Origin of the sequence: Glaciibacter kafniensis (assembly GCF_039538945.1) — a bacterium.
Classification (GTDB): domain Bacteria; phylum Actinomycetota; class Actinomycetes; order Actinomycetales; family Microbacteriaceae; genus Cryobacterium; species Cryobacterium kafniensis.
In genome coordinates this window covers 1,556,746-1,573,880 of sequence record NZ_BAABCN010000002.1, presented here as the reverse complement: position 1 = coordinate 1,573,880, position 17,135 = coordinate 1,556,746, and the positions used below count along the sequence as shown (strand labels likewise).

Sequence of the window (17,135 nt, the reverse complement as noted above, 5' to 3'; positions counted from 1 at the left end):
CAAATCTCCGTCGAATGGGAGACGCAGCACGGGGGACGGCAGCTCGGCGCTCAGAACGGTGCGGCCGACCTGACAGAATTGGGGCATGGCAGCTTCTGTGACCCCGCCCCGCGGCATGCGCGATTTTCTTCCCCACGAGAAGTCCACTCGTGAACACGCCCTCGGGGTGATTCGCACGAGTTTCGCCGCACACGGTTTCGACGAGATTGAGACTCCCGTGATGGAGGACTCGGCTCGCCTGCACTCCGGCCTCGGCGGCGACAACGAGAAGCTCGCCTTCGCCGTCATGAAGCGTGGCCTGAGCGAAGCGGATGTCGCAGCCGCCGCCGCGAGCGGTGACCTGCTCTCGCTGGCCGATCTCGGTCTCCGCTTCGACCTGACGGTTCCCCTCGCCCGGTTCTACGCCACGCACCGCGCCAACCTGCCGACCGTGTTCCGGTCGATCCAGATCGCCCCGGTCTGGCGCGCGGAACGCCCGCAGAAGGGGCGCTACCGCCAGTTCATGCAGTGCGACATCGATGTAATCGGCGAGGCCAGTGCGCTCGCCGAGATCGAGCTGATCAGCGCCACCTCGGCCGCACTCGACGCCCTCGGCCTCACCGGCTGCTCGATCCGCATCAACGACCGCCGCATCCTGAGCACCCTGCTCGGCACCTGGGGGATCGGCGCAGACCTGACCGAGCGCGCCCTGATCACCATCGACAAGCTCGACAAGATCGGCGTCGACGGCGTCGTCACCGAACTCGGTGGCCTCGGCATCGCGACCGACGGCATCGCCGACACCCTCGCCTCCATCGGCTCGGCCGGCTGGGACCTGGCCGCGAGTCCGGAGTCGACCCCGGCCTGGCTCGACGCCTCCGCCTACGCCGACCTGCTGGCCCTCCGCACCGCACTGCCCCAGGTTGAACTGGTCTTCGACCCCACTCTCGTGCGCGGCATGGGCTACTACACCGGCACCATCTTCGAGATCTCGCACCCCGATCTCGGCTATTCGCTCGGCGGTGGCGGCCGCTACGACGGCATGATCGGCCGTTTTCTCGGCACCGACGTGCCCGCGTGCGGTTTTTCGATCGGATTCGAACGCATCGTCGACCTGCTTGAAACGGATGCCGCCGCGGCAGAAAACGCCGTCGTGTTGCTTCACGACGCCGACGCCGACCCTGCTCAGCTCGTGGCGGTGAAGCTCGTGCTCGTGGGTCAGGGCAAGCGGGTGCGGCTGACGCAGCGCACCAAGAATCTTAAGGCGCTGCTCGCTCGGGCCGAGGCCGACGGGTTCGGAAGCTTCGCGTTCGTTCCCTCAGCGCCCGGCACAAGCGAGGCATCCGACGCTGCATCCGACGCTGCATCCGTCGCGGCATCCGTCCCCGTGTTCGACGCGCATGCGGTCGCTGCGACGCTCGAGTTCAAGCCGCTCGGGAGCTAGCTTTTCTCGGGCCGTCTGAGGCTTACTAGACTGAACGCGGAATACACCGTCGTTTTCTCCAAATTATCCGCACCAAAACACAGGAGATAGTTGTGGCTCTCATTGAGGCTGTAGTAGCTCGCGAAATTCTTGACTCCCGAGGCAATCCGACTGTTGAGGTCGAGGTTTTGCTTGAAGATGGCACGGTCAGCCGTGCCGCAGTTCCGTCGGGCGCATCGACCGGTGCCTTCGAGGCGTACGAGCTGCGCGATGGCGACAAGTCGCGCTACCTCGGCAAGGGCGTGCTCAAGGCCGTCGACGCTGTGCTCGACGAGCTCGGCCCGGCCGTCGAAGACCTCGACTCGACCGACCAGCGCATCGTTGACGCTGTTCTGATGGAAACCGATGGCACGGCCAACAAGGAGCGCGTCGGCGCCAACGCCATCCTCGGCGTCAGCCTGGCCGTCGCCAAGGCGTCAGCCAAGTCCAGCGGCCTGCCGCTGTTCCGCTACCTCGGTGGCCCGAACGCACACACCCTGCCGGTTCCGCTGATGAACATCATCAACGGTGGCTCGCACGCCGACAACGATGTGGACATCCAGGAGTTCATGATCGTTCCGCTCGGCGCCGAGACTTACAGCGAAGCACTGCGTTGGGGCGTTGAGACCTACCACGCGCTCAAGGGTCTGCTGCAGTCGAAGGGCCTCTCCACCGGCCTCGGCGACGAGGGCGGATTCGCTCCGAACCTGCCGAGCAACCGTGCGGCACTCGACCTCATCGTCGAAGCCATCCAGATCGCCGGCTACGTGCCAGGCAAGGACATCGCCCTGGCCCTCGACTGTGCCGCCACCGAGTTCTTCAAGGATGGCGCATACCACTTCGAAGGCAAGGCGCTCACCGCGCAGGAGCTCGTCGCGTACTACGGCGAGCTGGTTGACGCTTACCCGCTGGTCTCGATCGAAGACCCGCTGGAAGAAGAGGACTGGGACGGCTACGTTCACCTCACCGCCGAAATCGGCCACAAGGTGCAGATCGTCGGCGACGACCTGTTCGTGACCAACCCCGAGCGCCTCGCCAAGGGCCTCGCGCTCAAGGCCGGCAACTCGATCCTGATCAAGGTCAACCAGATCGGCACCCTGACCGAGACGCTCGATGCTGTCGCTCTCGCGCAGCGCGCCGGCTACACGGCGATTCTGTCGCACCGCTCAGGTGAGACCGAAGACACCACCATCGCCGACCTCGCCGTCGCCACGGATGCCGGTCAGATCAAGACCGGTGCGCCTGCCCGCAGCGAGCGCGTCGCTAAGTACAATCAGTTGCTGAGGATCGAAGAAGAGCTGGGTGAGGCAGCGGTCTACGCCGGCCGCTCCGCTTTCCCGCGTTTCACGGCCTAGTTACTGCGTCTCATAACTGCCAGGGCTTTCGAAGCGCGGATCCCGGTCCGCGCTTCGGAGGCCCATTTTCTGTCCCAGCAGCACGTGTCTCAGCAGCGCATGTCCCAGCAGTAAGAACGGCAGTGCGAACCAACGGAAGGAAGTGTCATGGCCCGAAAAGGCACTGACAAGAAGGCCGTCGCCCTCGATGACACCGCGACGCCGACCGGTGGCTGGCTGCGCGGCATCCGTTCGTCAGGATTCTCACTGGTCATGATGGCCATCCTGATTCTGGCCGTCGTTGTGCTTGCACCCAGTCTGCGCATCTACGCTGAGCAGCGTCAAGAAATTGACCGGTTGGGCGCCGCCGTCACAGAGCAGAACGCGACGGTCGAACAACTGAAAACCGAACGCGAACGCTGGAACGACCGAACATTCGTCACCACCCAGGCGCGCGACCGGTTGTCCTATGTGCTGCCAGGCGATATCAATTTCCTGGTTCTCAATGACCTTCCGCAGACCGCGGCCGGTGCCACTGGTATCGCCCCGATCAGCGCCGAAATACAAGACACGGATGTCGACTGGCTGGCGTCAGTTTTCGCCTCAGTCATGACCGCCGGTCTCGCCCCAGAGGAACCTTCACCCAAATGAGCCGTCCCCCCTTCGAGCCATTCACCGCGCAGGACATCGACACAGTTTCTGCGCAGCTCGGCCGTCAGGCCCGCGACGTTGTCGGCATCGCCGCACGGTGCGTGTGCGGAGCCCCGACCGTTGTCGCGACCGCACCCCGGCTGGCCGACGGCACGCCGTTCCCGACGACCTACTACCTGTGCCACCCCGGTGCGACCGCTGCGATTTCTTTTCTCGAGGCGAACCAGGTGATGAACGAGTACAACCAGCTCCTCGCCGACGATGAAGAGGTGCGTGCTGCGTACGCTCGCGCCCACGAGAGTTTCCTCGCCGACCGCGCCGTGCTCGGTGACGTGCCGGAAATCGCCGGCATCTCCTCTGGCGGCATGCCCGAGCGGGTGAAGTGCCTGCACGCTCTGGCCGGTCACGCGCTGGCCGCCGGACCCGGTGTCAACCCGATCGGCGACCTCGCGCTCGCCCGGGCCAACTGGAGCCCCGACGTCTGCGTCTGCATCGACTACACCGCGCAGGACTCCACCGCAGCAAACTCCACCGCAACGGACACCACGACCGCATGAGACGGCCGGGGCGCCGGCTGGGCGCGGCGCTGACCCTGGGCCTGGCCGCTGCGCTGGCCATGGGCACCGTCGTCGTCGATGCGTCGCCCGCGCACGCCGACCAGGTGCGCGACCTGCAGTATTGGCTCAACGACTACGGCTTCACCCAGGCGTGGAAAACCACCAAGGGCAAGGGCGTCACCGTCGCCGTCATCGACACCGGTGTCGACGCGAGTGTTGCCGAGCTCAAGGATGTCGTCGTCGGCGGCACGGATGTCTCCGGCATCGGTTCGTCGAACGGCCAGACTCCCGTCGGAGAGGGCAGCGAACACGGCACACTCGTCTCGTCGCTTCTGGCCGGACGCGGCAATGGCCCAAACGCCGGCGTGATCGGGGTGGCGCCCGAGGCGTCGATTCTGGCGGTGTCTGTTGCGTTCGGGTCCACCTCGTCGCCCGTCAGCAACGACGATCAGATCGCCCAAGGCATCCGCTGGGCTGTCGACAATGGCGCCGACGTGATCAACATGTCGCTCACGCGCAACACGCTTGATTGGCCTGAAAGCTGGGACGACGCTTTTCTCTATGCCTTTGAGCACGACGTCGTCGTGGTCGCAGCGGCCGGAAACCGGGGGAGTGGCACGACCGAGGTCGGCGCCCCCGCGACGATCCCCGGGGTGCTCACCGTTGCCGGCGTCGACCGCACCAAGAAGGCAAGTTTCGACGCGTCGTCGCAGGGAATCACCATCTCTGTCGCCGCGCCGAGCGAGAAACTGGTCGGAGTGGTGCCGGGTGGCGGTCATGTGCAGTGGGACGGCACGAGCGCCGCGGCGCCCATCGTCTCGGGGCTTGTCGCACTGGTGCGGGCGGCCTACCCGAAGTTGGATGCCGCCGGTGTGATGGATCGGGTGATCGCCACGGCCAACCCCAACGGTCATGATGTACCCAGCCCGATCTACGGAAACGGTCTGATCAATGCGGCGGCGGCCGTCACCGCGAAGGTGCCGGATTCGACGACCGAAACCCCCACCGACCTGTTGAAAGCGTGGATTCACCTGCACCGCCGGGTGAATTCGGTGACAGAACCCGAGCCTGACCCGGTCGTCGAAACACCGATTCCGGCCATCGCCGACCCGGTTCCGCCTGGCCCCGATCTGTCGGCTGCCTGGTTGCCGAACCCCCTCACTCTGACGTATGTCAGCGTGCCGCTCGCTGTGCTTGCAGGGTTTGGTATCCTAGTGATGCTGTTCGCCATTGGGGTCGCACGGCATTTCAAGCGAATTCGTCGCTAGTCGTAGAATCTCGCGTATCCGTAATCTTGTAGGAGGCCTTTTCATCGTGCCCAAAATTCTCATCGTCGGTGGTGGCTACGCCGGTTTCTACACCGCCTGGAAGCTTGAGAAGTGGTTGCGGTCCGGTGAAGCCGAGGTCACCATGGTTGACCCCCTGCCGTACATGACCTACCAGCCGTTCCTGCCCGAAGTTGCCGCCGGTTCGATCGAGGCACGTCACTCGGTTGTCGCGCACCGTCGCCACCTCAAGAAGACCAACGTCATCACGGCCAAGGTCACCAACGTGAACCACGCCACGAAGACCGCGACGATCACGCCGCCCGTCGGCGAGCCGTACGAGTTCACCTACGACATCGTCGTAGTCACCGCCGGCGCCGTGTCGCGCACCTTCCCGATCCCGGGCGTTGCCGACCAAGCCATCGGCCTCAAGACCGTTGAAGAAGCCGTCGCCATCCGTGACCGCGTTCTGACGAACTTCGACAAGGCATCCCAGCTGCCGGCCGGCCCCGAGCGCGACCGTCTGCTCACCTTCGTGGTCGTCGGTGGCGGCTTCGCCGGCATCGAGGTCTTCGCCGAGCTGCGTTCGTTCGCCAGCAGCCTGCTGAAGAGCTACCCGCAGATCAACTTCGAAGACACCCACTTCCACCTCATCGAGGCAATGGGTCGCATCATGCCCGAGGTTTCCTTGGAGACCAGCAAATGGGTCATCAAGAACCTCGACGAGCGTGGCGCCACGATCCACCTCGACACGCAGCTCACGAGCGCTGTCGACGGCAAGATCGAGCTGTCGACCGGTGAGAGCTTCGAGACCGACCTCATCGTCTGGACTGCCGGCGTCATGGCCAACCCGGGCATCGTGCGCAACACCGACCTGCCGATCGAAGAGCGTGGCCGTCTGCGCGTTCGTGCCGACCTGCGCGTCGGCACCGAAGACGACATCGTCGTCGACGCCTGGGGCGCCGGTGACATCACCGCCGTTCCCGATCTCAGCGGCGGCGGCGTGGGCGGCAACTGCGTGCCCAACGCTCAGCACGCTGTGCGCCAGGGCAAGCTGCTCGCGAAGAACATCGTCGCCGTGCTGCGTGGCGAAGGCCCCAAGGACTACTTCCACAAGAACATGGGCGCGGTTGCCGGCCTCGGTGTTGGCTACGGCGTGTTCCAGTCGGGCAAGTTCGCCCTCAAGGGTCTGCCGGCCTGGTTCGCGCACCGTGGCTACCACGGTCTGGCGATGCCGAGCTGGGAGCGCAAGATCCGTGTGATCTGGGGCTGGGTCAACAACTTCTTCCTCGGCCGCGACATCGTCGGAATCGCCGCGGTTGAGACCCCGCGCGCTGTCTTCGAGGAGTTCGCTTCGCGTCCGAAGCCGCCGGTAGCTGCTGCTCCTGCTGCACCTGCTGCTCCGGCTCCGAAGGCCGAGGTTGCTGCTCCGGCTCCGAAGGCCGAGGTTGTTGCTGCTCCGGCTGCGAAGGCGCCGCGTGCGCCTCGTGCGCCGCGCAAGACTGCTGTGACGGCTGCCGAGTCGAAGACCACTGAGTCGAAGACCGCTGCCCCGAAGGCTGCTGCGTCCAAGGCTGCGTCGAAGACTGCTGCCGCCGACGCTGCGAAGACTGCGGAAGCCGTCGCCGCGAAGTAGCAACGCAGCACACTGCACCATCTACGCTTGAAGCGTTCGAGTCTCTCGGACGCGCCCCCGTAGCCCAATCGGCAGAGGCAGACGACTTAAAATCGTCACAGTCTGGGTTCGAATCCCAGTGGGGGCACCACAGTGAACGGCCCTGAATCCCTGTGCGCCAAGTACAGTGATGACTCTCGCAAAATGCGCAGTTACGAACGACCAGGCTAAGATGCCAGGCAGCTGACGCTGGATCGGGACAATGCCGTACCCCTCGGCGGACACTCGACACGTGGGAGCTGAACAGCCTTTCCTTTGCGTTCGAGGAGGAACCGTGAAGAGGATCGTCAAAGCTGGGGTGCTCGCCTGCACGTTCCTTGTTCTCGGCACTCTGACTGGTTGCGCGGGCGCGCGCGCGGTCGGAGGAACCTCTGAGGTGCTTGCGTCCAACTGTTCCATTGGATGGGTTCTTGAGTGGGATGACAGCCCTGGACCCGACACCAGGTCGGGGGCGATTCAAAACCAGCTGCGCTATTTCGAGGAGCGGGCATCTCTTTTTCCGCGCGACTCGGCGCGTTCGCAGTTCTCGGAGGACGATCCGGTGAGGATTCGTGTCGCCTTACGCGGGCTTGGATCTCTACTGGACGAGGTGCCTGCCGCTGAGAAGGCGATTGGCACAGATGAGGACATGACCGTCACTTCCCACTTGGACGACGGGCAGGTACTGGCAACCGCGACTGTGATCGCGATGCCAGCGGGGGGTTATCGGGTGGACAGTTTTGCAGCGACAGGCTGGGTCAGCGACGATGTGACCTGCGTCCCGGATGAGCTGCCCACGCAATAGTTGGGCAATTCCCAATTGTCGCGGGCTCGACCACCGGGGAGCACTGGACGTGAGACGCGGTTAGGCGCGCACGTCCAGCGCCGCCCGCACGATCGCATCCGTGTCGATGCCGTGGTAGCGGTACACCGACTCAAGGTCGCCGGCCTGCCCGAAACGTGAGACGCCGAGGTTGCGGCTCGCGACTCGGTTGATTGAAGCGAGAAACGACAGCGTGTGCGGATGTCCGTCGAGCACGGTGACCATCGGCACGGCGCGTTCGGCGGGGAAGACCTGGTCGAGAATCCAGGTCGGCGCATCACCCTGGCCCTGGCGAGCCTGCACCGCTTCGAAGAGCAGCCCAGGACTCGTCACACAGATCACCTCGGCGCGCACGCCCTGCTCGGCCAGTCGTTCGGCTGCCGCCAGTGCTTCGGGCACCAGGGCGCCCATCGTGACGAGTGACAGCTCCGGCGTCTCGACCGCGCGCAACACGTAGGCGCCGGCGACGACCTGCCGACGGCGCCGTTCACGCGCGGCCGGGTCAGCGGGAATCTGAGCCAGCTTCTGGTCCACGGGTCGGGTCGACAGACGCAGATAGGCCGACTTGCCGCCCGGGCGTCCGAGCTGGCCCATCGCGGCGAGTAGTGCCCACTCCGTGTCGACGACGAAGGCCGGTTCGTAGCTGATGCACTCCGGCTGCTCGAGACCGATTGACGGTGTCTTGATCGACTGGTGCGCGCCGCCCTCCGAAGCCAGGGTCACGCCAGACGGCGTGCCGACGAGGATCGACTGCCCACCCGCATACATCCCGAACGACCACGGTTCCAGCGCCCGCTCGACGAACGGGTCGTAGATCGTGCCGATCGGAAACAGGGTCTCGCCCCAGCGGCTCCACGTCGAGCCGAGTTCGCTGATCAGACCGACCAGGTTGACCTCGGCGATGCCGAGCTCGATGTGCTGACCGGATGGCCGCTGGCGCCAGTGCATGATCGTCTCGGCGTCGTCGTCGAACCAGTCGTGGCGCTCCTCGGTCGACCAGACGCCGACCTTGTTGATCCAGCCGGCGAGGTTGGTGCTCGAGCTGACGTCGGGGCTGACCGTGACCACGCGGCGTGCGGCATCCGGTGCGACCCGGGTGAGGTCGAGCAGGGCGCGGCCGAGGGCGGCCTGGGTGGTGCCGGTTCCGATCGGGGTGTGGCCGAGGTCGGTCGGAACAGCGGGCGGCGTGGCCACGGGAACAGCGTCTCGAGCCAGGCGAGCCGCCGACGCACTGCACACCTGACCGGCTGCGGAAGTGGGGGCGAAACGCGACCAGGGCGCATCCGCCCGCTCGCCGAGAGAGGCCGCGAGCTGTTCATACTGCGGGGTGGTCAGCAGCGAGGAGTGGTTCTGCGGGTGGCCCTCGATCGGCAGACCATGCCCCTTGACCGTGTAGGCGAGGATGACCGTCGGACGGGTGTCGTCGATCTGCGCATAGGCGGAACGCAGGGCGTCGAGATCGTGCCCGCCGAGGTTGCGGATGGCGGCGAGCAGCGTGGCGTCGTCGACGTCGGCGATGAGGGTCGTGATCGCCGCCCCGCTGTCGCCGACACCAGGCAGGCGCACACGCAGCTCGTCGGCGTTGCAGCGCAGCAGTCGCTGGTATTCGGGGTTCTGCATGTCGACGATGCGTCGGCGCAGGGCATCGCCGCCCGTGCGACCCATCAGGCTTTCGAGCAACCGGCCGAACCGCACGGTGATGACCTGCCAGCCCGCGGCGTCGAAGAGCTTCTCGATCTTGCCGGCGGCGATGTTCGGCACGACCCGGTCGAGCGACTGGCGGTTGAGGTCGACGATCCAGACGATCTCGCCGAGGTCCTGCACGGCGGAGTCCAGCACGGCCTCCCAGATGGCGCCCTCGTCGAGCTCAGCGTCGCCAAGCAGCGAATACTGACGACCACGGCTCGGGATGCCCGTCAAGGTCTCGGTGTAGCGACGCGACATTGCGCCCCAGAGCGGGGCCGTCGCGCCGATACCGACGGAACCCGTCGAGTAGTCGGCCGGATCGGGATCCTTCGAGCGGCTCGGGTAGCTCTGCAGGCCGCCGAATTCGCGCAGCGTCGTGAGGTATTTCTCGTCGAGGGTGCCAAGCAGATAGTTGATCGCATGCAGCACGGGGGAGGCGTGAGGCTTGACCGAGACGCGATCCGCGGCGCCGAGCTGCTCGAACCAGAGTGAGGTCATGATGGTCGCCAGCGAGGCGCTGGACGCCTGGTGCCCGCCGACCTTCACGCCAGAGGTGTTCGGGCGCACCCGGTTGGCGTGGTGCACGATCGAGGTGGCGAGCCAGAGCACGCGCTGTTCGATCTCGCGCAGTGTCACGACGAGATCAGCGGATGCGCCGGTGGCGGCGGACGGGACGGCGTGGGTGGTCAGGGCGTCAGGGGCGGCCAGGGCATCCGTGGCGGTGTTGTCAATCGGTGTCACCGAGAGTGAATCAATCATGAGGGTCCTTCGCGCGAGAGGGGATGCGTGCCGCAGCGCGGGAACGATTGGTCGTATTCCACAGCTCTGCGATGCCTCTCTTGTGAAGAAGGTCGCTCGGCACGCTGCCGCGACAGGGTTCCTAAATCGGTCGGCAATTTATGCAGTGCTTGCAGATATCTGAACATCAGGAATCGGGTTGCGCAATACATGCTCATTGAACTGCGCATAATGGTCAGATGGGTCCAGACGGGAGCCGAGAATGGTGAGCACAATGGAGACTTCGCGTACCGCCGACTCAATCGATGCGGCCCTGCTCACAGCCCTTGTCGCTCATCCCGATGCCACAAATCTGGCGATCTCCGAGTCGACAGGCCTCGCCCGCAACACGGTGCGCGCCCGCCTGGCCAGGTACGCCGCCGAGAAGTCGTTGCGCTCCTTCGAGCGGCGGATCGACCCGGCCTTCCTGGGCTACCCGTTGCGGGCTTTCATCGTTACCACTGTGAAACAACGCAAGCTCGGTGCGGTGGCGTCCACTCTCGCCGAGGTGCCCGAGGTGCTACAGGTGCACGGACTCTCCGGCGTCGCCGACCTGCTCGTTCACGTGGTGGCGCGTGACGCCGACGACCTCTATCGCATTGCCGGACGCATCCTGGCCATTGACGGCGTCAAACGCACGTCGACCGGTCTGGTGATGGGCGAGCTCGTCGAGTACCGCGTCGCTCAGCTGATCGGCCACAAGTAGTCTCATCGAGCTTCAGCCCCGTCGAACTGTGTCAAATGACGAGTTTTCGAGCCTGAAACACGTCATGTGACACAGTTCGGCGAAGGAAACGGGCGACACAACCCGGCCAGGACTCCCAAGCCGTGTAGCCTCAGGGGCTGTGAACGACATTGTGATTACCCTGACCGTGCTTCTGGTGGCGGTGGTCGTTTTCGTGTGGAACAAACTTCCTGTCGGGGTGGTCGCCATCGGCGTCGCCCTCGTGCTCTATGCGACGGGAGTGCTGTCCTTCGAGCAAGCGTTGGCCGGTTTCGGCGATCCGGTCGTCGTTTTCATCGCCGCCCTCTTTGTCGTGAGCGAAGGGCTCGACGCCACGGGCGTGACGACCTGGGCCGGTGCCCAACTCGTCGAACGGGCCGGCACGAGCCGCCGCCGCATCGTCACATTCATCATGATTCTCGTCGCCATCGTGACGGCATTGATCAGCGTGAACGGAGCGGTCGCCGCCCTGCTGCCCATGGTGGTGGTGATGGCGATCCGCACCTCGCAGTCTCCCTCGCAGCTGCTGATGCCGCTCGCCTTCGGAGCTCACGCCGGGTCCCTGTTGGTCATGACAGGCACGCCGGTGAATGTGCTCGTCTCCGAACTGGCCGTCAACGCCGGGGCGCGCCCGATCGGTTTCTTCGAGTTCGCGCTGGTCGGCATCCCGCTGGTGATCGGCACCATCCTCATCGTCGTGTTCTTCGGCCCGAAACTGCTGCCGAAGCGCGACGCCGACTTCATGCCGCGCGACCTGAGCGACCACGCCCGCGTGCTCGCCCACCAATACTCCCTTTCCTCCGATGAACTGATCAATCGACGCTACGGCCTCACCGAGGTCGTCATCCCGCCTCGCTCCGAATTCGTCGGCGACCGCGCCTTTCCCGGCATGGTCACCGCGAGCGGCGACCTCGTGATCGTCGCCATCCAACGCGCGGGCGAAGATCTCGGTGAGACGAAGCTTTCCGAGGGCGACGTGCTGCTGCTGCGCGGCCAGTGGGATGCCCTCGACGAGAAGACGACAGACCCCAACGTCGTCGTGATCGACGCCCCACAGACCGTGCGCCGGCAGGCCGTGCCGATGGGACCCCGCGCCAAGTCGGCCCTCATCGTGCTCGCGGGAATGGTCATCCTTCTCGCCACCGGGCTCGTGCCGCCCGCCGTCGCCGCGCTCCTGGCGGCCTGCGCCATGGTGCTGCTGCGGGTGCTCAGCGTGCAGCAGGCACACCGCTCGATCTCCTGGACCACGCTTCTGCTCGTCGGTGGCATGATCCCGCTGTCCACGGCCATCCAGTCGAGCGGACTGGCCGACCTGCTCGCCAACGGCCTGGTCGACCTGGTCGGCGAGTCCAGCCCCTACCTGCTCGTGCTCGGCATCGCCGCCGTCACCATCGTGCTCGGCCAGCTGATCAGCAACATGGCGACCGCCCTCATCGTGGCGCCGATCGCGATTGCCATTTCGGTCGAGACCGGCATCTCGCTGATGCCGCTGCTGATGGCCGTCGCCGTCGCTGCCGCCGCCTCGTTCCTCACGCCGGTGGCGACCCCGGCCAACACCATGGTGATGGGGCCCGGCGGCTACCGATTCGGCGACTATTGGAAGCTCGGGCTGCCGCTGATGGCGTTCTTCCTTCTCGTCGCAGTGTTTCTCGTTCCGCTCATCTGGCCGTTCCAGGCATGAACGAGACATTCGACCTCGTCACCTTTCTTCTGCTCAGTGCGCACATCCTCATCGTTTTCGTGGCCGCCATCTTCATCTCGGCGAACCGACGGCCGTCGACGGCGATCGCCTGGATTCTCGCCATCATGTTCATTCCTTTTATCGGCGCATTCGTCTTTCTGATCATCGGGCTGAACAAACTGCCCCGGCACCGCAGAGACAAGCAGCGCGACGTGAACGCGTTGATGATGGCGCGCACCGAAGGCCTCGAACTGGTCAGCCATGGCGATGAATGGCCCGACTGGCTGCACTCCGCCGTGCGTTTGAACCAGAAGCTCGGCGCACTTCCGATGCTCGGCGGCAACACCGCCGAACTCATCGACGACTACCAGGGCTCCTTCGACGCGATGATTCGCGCGATCGACAGCGCAACCAACTACGTGCATGTCGAGTTCTACGTGCTCGTGCGCGACGCATCCACCGCCGGTTTCTTCGACGCACTCGCCCGTGCCGCGGCGCGCGGCGTGACGGTGCGAGTGCTCTCCGACTTTTTGTCTGGCTTGATGTACCCGAACCGAAAAGAGACTCAGGCGTTTCTGGCGGATGCCGGCATCGAGTGGTACGCGATGCTTCCGCTGCGCCCGCTCCGCGGGCAGTGGCAGCGTCCTGACCTGCGCAATCACCGCAAGTTGGTCGTCGTCGACGGCCGCACCGGCTTCACCGGGTCGCAGAACATGATCGACTCCAGCTATCTCAAGAAGAAGAACATCGAGCGGGGGCTGCACTGGCACGAGCTGATGGTGCGCGTCCAGGGCCCGGTCGTGCGAGAACTTGACGCCGTCTTCGTCACCGACTGGTACAGCGAATCGGGCATCCTGTTGCCGCTCGACACGAGCCCCGTCGTACTCGGCGACGACCCCGCGCTGCTCGACGCGCAAGTGCTGCCGAGCGGCCCGAGCTTCGACAACGACAACAACCTCAAGCTCTACGCCATGATGATCCACAACGCCCACAGGCGCGTCAGCATCACCAGCCCCTACTTCGTGCCAGAAGAATCGACGCTTCTCGCGATCGTGACGGCAGCGAACCGCGGGGTGGATGTCGAACTGTTCGTCTCCGAGATCGGCGACCAGGCGCTCGTGTACCACGCTCAGCGCTCGTACTATCAGGCGCTGCTCGACGCCGGGGTGAAGATCTACCTCTACCGGGCGCCCACCGTGCTGCACTCGAAGCATTTCACCATCGACGACGACGTCGCGGTGGTCGGCTCAAGCAACATGGACATCCGCTCGTTCAGCCTCAACATGGAGGTGTCGGTGCTGGTGCACGGCCGCGATTTCGTCGACCGGATGCGCCTGGTCGAGGACAGCTACCGCGCCAACAGCGCACCGCTCGATCCGGTCGCCTGGCAGAACCGCTCGGTCGGTGGAAAGATCGGCGACAGTCTCGCGCGGCTGACCTCGGCGTTGCAGTAGAACGCGTCGTCCGTCAGAGACGGTCGAGGTACCGCAAAATGATTCCCTCACGCAACGCCCACGGAGAGACCTCCAGCACCGTCGCGTCGAAGGCGGCCATCGCCTCGCCGAGCACGATGCCGCCTGCGACGATCTGAAAGGTGCGGTCGGCGGTGATGCCGGGCAATGCCGGCCGGGCGTCCGCGGGAATCCGGGCGAGACGCGGCACCCAATCGTTGAGCTGTGAACGGCGCAGCACAATGCGATCGAGCGAGCCGACGCCGTCCTGGGTCGAGCCGGCGAGGCGGGCAAGCGACCTGATCGTCTTCGACGAACCCACGATGTGATGCGGCTCCGGCTGGCCGGCGAACGCGCTCACGGCAGCCGCCAGCACCCGGGCGGCATGCTCGCGCAACGCCGTGACCTGCTCGGGCAGGGGAGGGTCATTGTGCAAGAAGCCGACGGTCGAACGGCCGGCGCCGAGCGGGAGCGACACCGCTACGTCAGGGATCTCATTCGCGCCGGAGGCGATCTCGAGTGAGCCACCGCCGATGTCGAAAAGCAGGATGTTGCCGGCCGACCAGCCATACCAGCGTCGAACGGCCAGAAAGGTGAGTCGGGACTCGTCTTCACCCGACAGCACCTGCAGGGCCACCCCGGTCTCGCGTTCGACCCGCGCCAGGAGCTCTGGCCCGTTCGTCGCCTCACGCAGGGCGGAGGTCGCGAACGGGAGCAATTCGTCGATGTCGTGCTGCTTCGCGACATTCGCCGCGTTCTGCACGGCGGCGACGATCGCCTGCACTCCCTCTTCGGTGATGGCGCCATCGGGGGTGAGATATCGCATCAGGCGCAGCACGGCCTTGTCCGAAACCATGGGCAGCGGGGGCGCGCCCTCGTGAGCATCGACCACCAGAAGGTGAACGGTGTTGGATCCGACGTCGAGAACTCCTAAGCGCACGGTACGACGATAGTGCCTCCACCACGAGTTGGTACTCTTCAGCGAGCAACACCATCAAAGAAGCAACCCGCAGCGTCCGTGCCGGTGTCCTGAGCGGTGCACGTCCACCGCACGCTCGGTTCGTCTCGTTCACCTCGTCACGCTTCCAACGGGGGTAGTGCAGGATCGACCGCGCATGGTGCATACTTGCGACTGGGTCATCTGACCCACTTCTTACCCACTGGAGTGTGAGGGGGCCGAGTGCCACGTATCCCGACCGCTGAGCGCCGAAATGCGCTGATTCAGGCGGCGCTGCGCGTCGTTGCCCAGCGCGGTGTCGCCGCGGCAACGACCCGCGCCATCGTGGCCGAGGCCGGAATGTCGCTTGCCAGCTTTCACTACGCGTTCGCCTCCCACGACGAACTCATGGCTGAACTGATCCGTGAGATCGTCGCGCAGGAGGAGAGTTCCGTCGTGTTGCCGCACCCGTCTGAGGGGGCGACGGTGCGCGAAGTCTTGCGCGCGAGCATCCAGAGCTATCTAGTTTCAATTCAGGCCGATCCGCAACGCGAGAAGGCAATGTTCGAGCTGACTCACTATGCGTTGCGTACCCCGGCGGGGGAGCATCTCGCCCGTATGCAATACGAGCACTATTACGCCCTCGCGTCGACGGCACTCGCTGCCGGCGCCGAGGCGACGAACGTGGTCTGGGACCGTCCGGTCGAGGAGGTGGCGCGCATCCTCATCGCGCTCACCGACGGCCTGACGCTCGCCTGGCTGGTGAACCGGGATGACGCAGCCGCGGCATCCCTCATAGATTTTGCGGCCGACGCGGTCGCAGGATTGGCGAGGCCGGCATGAGCAGCAGCGACAACACGGGCACCAGTCACCACGTCGGATCCGGCTCCGGCCATGATCATTCACTCACCCTCGTCGGCGTCTTCGCCGAGCCGACCCGCCGCGTGCCCGGCCGGTGGATCGCCGCGTTCGCGACGGCCTGGCTCGGCATCTGGATGGCACAGCTCACGCCGGTGCAGCTGTTGCTTCCCGCACAGATCGACAAACAACTCCACCCTGAACACTGGGTCGACAGTGTCGTCGCGTTCGGCATCATTTCGGGAATCGCGGGCATCTGCGCGATCATCGCCTACCCGCTGACCGGAGCGCTCTCCGACCGCACCACCTCACGGTTCGGTCGCCGTCGGCCATGGATCGCCGGCGGCTCGCTGCTGTTCGCCGCCGCGCTGCTGCTGCTCGGCGTGCAGGAGACGCTCGTCGGAATCGGCGTCTTCTGGGCGCTCGCCTTGACCGGTTTCTGCGTGCTCACCGCCGCCCTCACCGCCACGATCTCTGACCAGGTTCCGGTGAACCAGCGCGGCTACGTGTCGGGCTGGATGTCGGCCCCGCAAGCCGTCGGCATCATTCTGGGGCTGTTGTTGGTGACCATGCTGTTCACCGGCACGTTCACCGGCTACGCGGTCGTCGCCATCCTGCTCGTGATTCTCGTGATTCCCTTTCTGCTGCTGCCCGACGCGGTGTTGACGCCCGAACAACGCGAGCCGATGACGCTCCGCGGCATCATTGAGAGCCTGTGGATCAGCCCGCGCGAGCACCCCGACTTCGGCTGGACGCTGCTCAGCCGCGTGCTGGTCAACTTCGGCAACGCCCTCGGCACCACCCTGTTGCTCTATTTTTTGATGTTCGGCTTGAACGACACCAACGCCGAAGACGATCTGATCGTGCTCACCCTGATCTACATGGTGTTCGTGATCATCGCGTCGATCTTTCTCGGCCGGCTCAGCGACAGGCTCGAGCGCCGCAAGATCTTCGTGTTCGTCGCCTCGGCCCTGCAAGGCGTCGCGGCCCTCATCCTCGCCTTCGTACCCGATCTGACTGCTGCGATGATCGCCGCCGGGCTGCTCGGGCTCGGCTACGGATGCTTCCTGTCGGTCGACCAGGCGCTGGCGACCCAGGTGCTGCCCGACCCGGCCTCGCGGGGCAAGGATCTCGGAATCATGAACATCGCCACCGCCGTACCCCAGGCGATTGCCCCGCTGCTCGGCGCCGCAGCCGTCGCAGCACTCGGCGGATTCTTCGGATTGTTCATCTTGTCTGGGGTGTTCGCATTCGCGGGCGCCCTGGCGGTAGCGAAAGTGAAGTCGGTGCGTTGAC

At 65.3% G+C, this 17,135-nt stretch carries 14 protein-coding genes and 1 tRNA gene; 13 read left to right on the top strand and 2 right to left on the bottom strand.

Annotated elements, in window-relative coordinates; genetic code table 11:
• The first annotated feature begins 85 nt into the window (after nt 1-85).
• The 8 genes from hisS to ABD791_RS07825 all read left to right on the top strand — a co-directional run bounded on the left by hisS (nt 86) and on the right by ABD791_RS07825 (nt 7,707).
• Nucleotides 86-1,423 carry a histidine--tRNA ligase gene (gene hisS, locus ABD791_RS07860; protein ID WP_345064293.1) on the top strand — a complete coding sequence of 446 codons (1,338 nt, stop codon included), beginning with the start codon at nt 86-88 and terminating at the stop codon, nt 1,421-1,423.
• A 92-nt stretch (nt 1,424-1,515) separates the two neighbouring features.
• Nucleotides 1,516-2,796: a phosphopyruvate hydratase gene (gene eno, locus ABD791_RS07855; RefSeq protein ID WP_345064290.1), complete on the top strand. Its 1,281-nt coding sequence runs from the start codon at nt 1,516-1,518 to the stop codon at nt 2,794-2,796.
• Nucleotides 2,797-2,943: 147 nt separating this feature from the next.
• The gene (locus ABD791_RS07850; protein ID WP_345064287.1) at nt 2,944-3,426 is read left to right on the top strand and encodes an FtsB family cell division protein; all 483 of its coding nucleotides are present in this window, start codon (nt 2,944-2,946) and stop codon (nt 3,424-3,426) included.
• Nucleotides 3,423-3,983 (top strand): DUF501 domain-containing protein, encoded by a 561-nt coding sequence (locus ABD791_RS07845; protein ID WP_345064284.1) that lies wholly within the window; start codon nt 3,423-3,425, stop codon nt 3,981-3,983. The genes ABD791_RS07850 and ABD791_RS07845 overlap by 4 nt, the downstream gene beginning before the upstream one ends.
• Nucleotides 3,980-5,251, top strand: a complete 1,272-nt coding sequence (locus ABD791_RS07840) for a S8 family peptidase (RefSeq protein WP_345064281.1) — start codon at nt 3,980-3,982, stop codon at nt 5,249-5,251. Before ABD791_RS07845 ends, ABD791_RS07840 begins: the two co-directional genes overlap by 4 nt.
• A gap of 46 nt (nt 5,252-5,297) precedes the next feature.
• Nucleotides 5,298-6,884 carry an NAD(P)/FAD-dependent oxidoreductase gene (locus ABD791_RS07835; protein WP_345064278.1) on the top strand — a complete coding sequence of 529 codons (1,587 nt, stop codon included), beginning with the start codon at nt 5,298-5,300 and terminating at the stop codon, nt 6,882-6,884.
• A gap of 53 nt (nt 6,885-6,937) precedes the next feature.
• Nucleotides 6,938-7,014 (top strand) — tRNA-Leu (locus tag ABD791_RS07830).
• Nucleotides 7,015-7,197: 183 nt separating this feature from the next.
• Nucleotides 7,198-7,707, top strand: a complete 510-nt coding sequence (locus tag ABD791_RS07825; RefSeq protein ID WP_345064276.1) for a hypothetical protein — start codon at nt 7,198-7,200, stop codon at nt 7,705-7,707.
• A 60-nt stretch (nt 7,708-7,767) separates the two neighbouring features.
• Here ABD791_RS07825 and ABD791_RS07820 read toward each other — a convergent pair whose 3' ends face one another.
• Nucleotides 7,768-10,170 (bottom strand): transketolase-like TK C-terminal-containing protein, encoded by a 2,403-nt coding sequence (locus ABD791_RS07820; RefSeq protein WP_345064273.1) that lies wholly within the window; start codon nt 10,168-10,170, stop codon nt 7,768-7,770.
• Nucleotides 10,171-10,423: 253 nt separating this feature from the next.
• On the opposite strand from ABD791_RS07820, the gene ABD791_RS07815 reads away from it, so the two are divergent.
• The 3 genes from ABD791_RS07815 (at nt 10,424) to cls (ending at nt 14,047) form a co-directional block, all read left to right on the top strand.
• On the top strand, nt 10,424-10,894 hold the full coding sequence (locus tag ABD791_RS07815; RefSeq protein WP_345064270.1) for an Lrp/AsnC family transcriptional regulator: 471 nt from the start codon (nt 10,424-10,426) through the stop codon (nt 10,892-10,894).
• A 139-nt stretch (nt 10,895-11,033) separates the two neighbouring features.
• Entirely contained in the window at nt 11,034-12,593 is a 1,560-nt protein-coding gene (locus tag ABD791_RS07810) for an SLC13 family permease (protein ID WP_345064267.1), read from the top strand.
• Nucleotides 12,590-14,047 carry a cardiolipin synthase gene (gene cls, locus ABD791_RS07805; RefSeq protein WP_345064264.1) on the top strand — a complete coding sequence of 486 codons (1,458 nt, stop codon included), beginning with the start codon at nt 12,590-12,592 and terminating at the stop codon, nt 14,045-14,047. Before ABD791_RS07810 ends, cls begins: the two co-directional genes overlap by 4 nt.
• Before the next feature lie 13 nt (nt 14,048-14,060).
• Here cls and ABD791_RS07800 read toward each other — a convergent pair whose 3' ends face one another.
• Nucleotides 14,061-14,984 carry a Ppx/GppA family phosphatase gene (locus ABD791_RS07800; RefSeq protein ID WP_345064261.1) on the bottom strand — a complete coding sequence of 308 codons (924 nt, stop codon included), beginning with the start codon at nt 14,982-14,984 and terminating at the stop codon, nt 14,061-14,063.
• Nucleotides 14,985-15,224: 240 nt separating this feature from the next.
• Between ABD791_RS07800 and ABD791_RS07795 the strand changes: the two genes are divergently transcribed.
• Complete coding sequence (locus ABD791_RS07795; protein WP_345064258.1) at nt 15,225-15,824, top strand: TetR/AcrR family transcriptional regulator; 600 nt, start codon at nt 15,225-15,227, stop codon at nt 15,822-15,824.
• Entirely contained in the window at nt 15,821-17,134 is a 1,314-nt protein-coding gene (locus tag ABD791_RS07790; RefSeq protein ID WP_345064255.1) for an MFS transporter, read from the top strand. The genes ABD791_RS07795 and ABD791_RS07790 overlap by 4 nt, the downstream gene beginning before the upstream one ends.
• The last annotated feature ends 1 nt before the right edge of the window (nt 17,135 follow it).

What these genes read in the sequence shown, in the direction of transcription:
- hisS (WP_345064293.1), top strand. Translation starts at nt 86, where the DNA reads ATGGCAGCTTCTGTGACCCCGCCCCGCGGCATGCGCGATTTTCTTCCC.
- ABD791_RS07820 (WP_345064273.1), bottom strand. Translation starts at nt 10,170, where the DNA reads ATGATTGATTCACTCTCGGTGACACCGATTGACAACACCGCCACGGAT.
- ABD791_RS07815 (WP_345064270.1), top strand. Translation starts at nt 10,424, where the DNA reads ATGGAGACTTCGCGTACCGCCGACTCAATCGATGCGGCCCTGCTCACA.
- ABD791_RS07790 (WP_345064255.1), top strand. Translation starts at nt 15,821, where the DNA reads ATGAGCAGCAGCGACAACACGGGCACCAGTCACCACGTCGGATCCGGC.
- ABD791_RS07850 (WP_345064287.1), top strand. Translation starts at nt 2,944, where the DNA reads ATGGCCCGAAAAGGCACTGACAAGAAGGCCGTCGCCCTCGATGACACC.
- ABD791_RS07840 (WP_345064281.1), top strand. Translation starts at nt 3,980, where the DNA reads ATGAGACGGCCGGGGCGCCGGCTGGGCGCGGCGCTGACCCTGGGCCTG.
- ABD791_RS07845 (WP_345064284.1), top strand. Translation starts at nt 3,423, where the DNA reads ATGAGCCGTCCCCCCTTCGAGCCATTCACCGCGCAGGACATCGACACA.
- cls (WP_345064264.1), top strand. Translation starts at nt 12,590, where the DNA reads ATGAACGAGACATTCGACCTCGTCACCTTTCTTCTGCTCAGTGCGCAC.